The 3655-nt window shown below is 69.7% G+C and carries 2 protein-coding genes and 1 pseudogene; all 3 read left to right on the top strand.

The annotated features are described in order from the left end of the window. Positions 1 to 248: 248 nt before the first annotated feature. Complete coding sequence (locus tag AC27IQ_RS20270; protein ID WP_487090568.1) at positions 249 to 2339, top strand: ribonuclease catalytic domain-containing protein; 2091 nt, start codon at positions 249 to 251, stop codon at positions 2337 to 2339. Then, entirely contained in the window at positions 2336 to 3196 is an 861-nt protein-coding gene (locus tag AC27IQ_RS20265) for an energy transducer TonB (RefSeq protein ID WP_317356109.1), read from the top strand. The genes AC27IQ_RS20270 and AC27IQ_RS20265 overlap by 4 nt, the downstream gene beginning before the upstream one ends. 71 nt (positions 3197 to 3267) lie before the next feature. Next, positions 3268 to 3655 (top strand): annotated as a pseudogene (gene aroE, locus AC27IQ_RS20260) (shikimate dehydrogenase); the annotation flags it as partial.

The following is a 3655-nucleotide window of genomic DNA, read 5'->3' as shown; positions in this document are numbered from 1 at the left end:
CCCCAGGCCGCCGCCGATCGCCAGGCCCGCCAGCACGAGGGCGCACGCGCCCGACACCATCAGCGGCCAGAAATTGGACAGCGGCGCCTGGGTGTGCGCGAACAGGAACGGCAGCGCCACGGCCACGGTGGCCAGCGCGGCGGCGAAAGCGTTGAACAAAGGCATGGGGCGGTTGGCCAAGGCAAAGGGCCGATCATAGGCAGGGCCGCCCGGTCGGCCCCTCGGGCGCCCATGGGACAATCCCGCCCATGCATGCATTGTTTGAAGAAGCCGGCAAATTTCTCGCCGGACGCATCCTTTCCGAGGCCGAAAGCTCCGCCCAGATCGAGCTCGACTCGGGCAAACGGGTGAAGGTCAAGGCCGCCCACCTGCTGATCCGGTTCGAAAAACCCGCCCCGGCCGAGATGCTCGCCCAGGCGCAGGCCGTGGCCGCGTCGATCGAGCTCGACCTAGCCTGGGAGTTCGCCCCCGAGGACGAATTCGGCTTCGCCGACCTGGCGCGGGACTATTTCTCCGAGAACGCCACCCTCGTCCAGCAGGCCGGCGCGCTGTTCGCGCTGTACGAGGCGCCGCACTACTTCCGCCGCGCGGGCAAGGGCCGCTTCAAGAAGGCGCCGGCCGAGATCCTGCAGCAGGCGCTGGCCGCCATCGAGAAAAAGAAGCTCGTGCTGCAGCAGATCGCCGACTGGGCCGAGCAGCTCGGCCGGGGCGAATGCCCGCAGCCGATCCGCGAGCAGCTCTACAAGATCCTGTTCCGCCCCGACAAGAACGCGCCCGAGTACAAGGCCGTGGTGGAGGCCAGCCGCGCCACCCACCTGCCACCGCTCGATCTGCTGCAGCGGGCCGGCGCCATCGACTCGGCCTACCAGTTTCACTGGAAGCGCTTCCTGTTCGACAACTTTCCCAAGGGCACCGGCTTTGCGGCGATCACCGCGCCGCAGCCGCCCGAGGACCTGCCGCTGGCGCCCGTGCAGGCCTATTCCATCGACGATTCCCAGACGACCGAGATCGACGATGCGCTGTCGGTGCAGGGCCTGGGTACGGGCACCGTGGTGCTGGGCATCCACATCGCGGCGCCGGGCCTGGCCATCGTGCCGGGCACGCCGCTCGACCAGCTGGGGCGCAACCGCCTGTCCACGGTGTACATGCCCGGCTACAAGATCACCATGCTGCCCGACGAGGTGGTGAAGATCTACACCCTGGACGAGGGCCGCGCCAACCCGGCCGTGTCGCTCTACGTGACCATCGACGAGGCCACGCTCGAAGTCACCGGCACCGAAACCAAGCTGGAACGCGTGCCCGTGGCGGCCAACCTGCGCCACGACCAGCTGGACCACATCGTCACCGAAGCCTGGCTGACCGACCCCACGGTGCAGGCCCCGGAAGCCCCCCAGCGCTTGCTGGAGCTGCGCGGGCAGCTATCGTTTCTGTACCGCCTGGCCCAAAGCCTCAAGGCCCAGCGCGAGGTGGTGCGCGGCAAGCCCGAGACCTTCAACCGGCCGGACTACAACTTCCGCCTCACCGGCAACGACGGCGCCGAGCCGCAGGGCCGCGAGACCGTCTCGATCACCACGCGCCGGCGCGGCGCCCCGCTGGACCTGATCGTGGCCGAGGCCGCCATCGTGGCCAACAGCACCTGGGGCGGCCTGCTGGCCGACCACGGCGTGCCCGGCATCTACCGCAGCCAGGCCAGCCTGGCGCCTGGCGTGAAGGTGCGCATGGGCACCAAGGCGCTGCCGCACGCGGGCATCGGCGTCAAGAGCTACGCCTGGGCGACCTCGCCGCTGCGCCGCTACGTGGACCTGGTGAACCAGTGGCAGATCATCGCGTGCGTGCGCCACGGCAAGACCGCCGCGCTGGCCGCGCCGTTCAAGCCCAAGGACGCGGACCTGTTCTCCGTCATCAGCAGCTTCGATGCGGCCTACAGCGCCTACAACGGCTACCAGGCCGGCATGGAGCGCTTCTGGACGTTGCAGTACCTGCAGCAGAACGGCATCACGGAGATCGAGGCCACCGTGTTCAAGGAAGGCCCAGGGGGCAGCTTCCTCGTGCGGGCCGATACGCTGCCGCTGGTGCTGCCCGTGCTGGGCGCGCAGAACCTGCCGCGCGGCGCGCGGGTGCGCGTCAAGCTCGGTGAGATCGACGAGATCACGCTCGACGTGAACGGCACCGTGCTGGAGCGCCTGGACAGCCCCGCCGACAGCGCCGAGGCCACGCCGCAGGGCGACGAGGCAGGCGAGGACGACGAAGAGGCCGTGGCCGGCCCCATCGCCATCGCGGTGGACGTGAACGAAACCGAGGCCGGCGCCAGCGCCAGCACGGATAATCGGGCGCCGTGAAACTGCCCGCCTTCTTCCAACGATTCAGCACGCTGCAGCTGGCGCTCGGCGTGTCCATCGCCGTGCATGCGGTGCTGCTGTCGGTGCGGTTCATCGACCCCGAGAGCTTCAACCGCGTCTTCCAGGACACGCCGCTGGAAGTGATCCTGGTCAACGCCAAGTCCAGCGAGCGGCCGGACAAGGCCCAGGCGATCGCGCAGTCGTCGCTGGCCGGCGGCGGCGAGGCCGCCAAGGGCCGCGCGACCAGCCCCCTGCCCTACTCGGCCCTGACGGCGGTGGGCGACGATTTCGAGGAGGCCCAGCGCAAGCTCGACGCCATGCAGGAGCAGCAAAGCCAGCTGCTGGCCCAGCTGCGCAAGCAGCTGGCCACCCTGCCGGTGCCCGACCCGCGCCAGCCCAGCCAGAGCGCCGACGCCCTGGCGCAGGAGGAAAAGCGCCGCCAGCTCATCAAGCTGCTGGCCGAGATCGAAAAGCGCATCAACGAAGAGAACGCCCGCCCCAAGAAGCGCTACATCAGCCCCGCCACGCGCGAGGAGGTCTACGCGATCTACTACGACGGGCTGCGCCGCAAGATCGAGGACAAGGGCACCGACAACTTTCCCGAACAGGCCGGCAAGAAGCTCTACGGCGAGCTGACGATGATCGTGACCGTCAACCACGACGGCACGGTGCTGGAGACCGAGATCGTGCAGGGCTCGGGCAACCGCCTGCTCGACAACCGCGCCCAGGCCATCGCCCGCTCGGCCGGGCCGTTCGGCGTGTTCGGCCCCGCCATGCGGGCCAAGGCCGACCAGATCGCCGTGGTCTCGCGCTTCAAGTTCACGCGCGACCAGACCCTGGAAACCAGCGTGCGCTGACGCCGCGCCCCCCTTCGCCGTACGTCCTGCGCCGTACTTTCCTTGCCGCTTTTCTTCCGCACGACACCCCGATGACTTCGCCCGTGGATTCCTACTGCGTGATGGGCAACCCGGTCGAGCACAGCCGCTCGCCCTGGATCCATGCGCGCTTCGCCGAACTCACCGGCGAGCGCCTGTCGTATGCCCGCCGGCTGGTGCCGCTGGACGGCTTCGCGCAGGCCCTGGCCGACTTCGCCGCGGCGGGCGGACGCGGCTGCAACGTGACCGTGCCCTTCAAGCTCGACGCCGCACGGCTGGCCGCCCAGGGCAGCGAGCGGGTGCGGCTGGCCGGCGCGGCCAACACCCTCACCTTCGGCGACGACGGCCGCATCGCCGCCGACAACACCGACGGCCTGGGCCTGGTGGCCGACATCGTGCGCAACGCCGGCGTGCCCCTGGCGGGCAGCGACGTGCTGCTGG

This window comes from Acidovorax sp. KPB24-07 (assembly GCF_057543315.1).
Note: the sequence above shows the minus strand (reverse complement) of the source record. Positions and strands in the feature narration are given on the sequence as shown.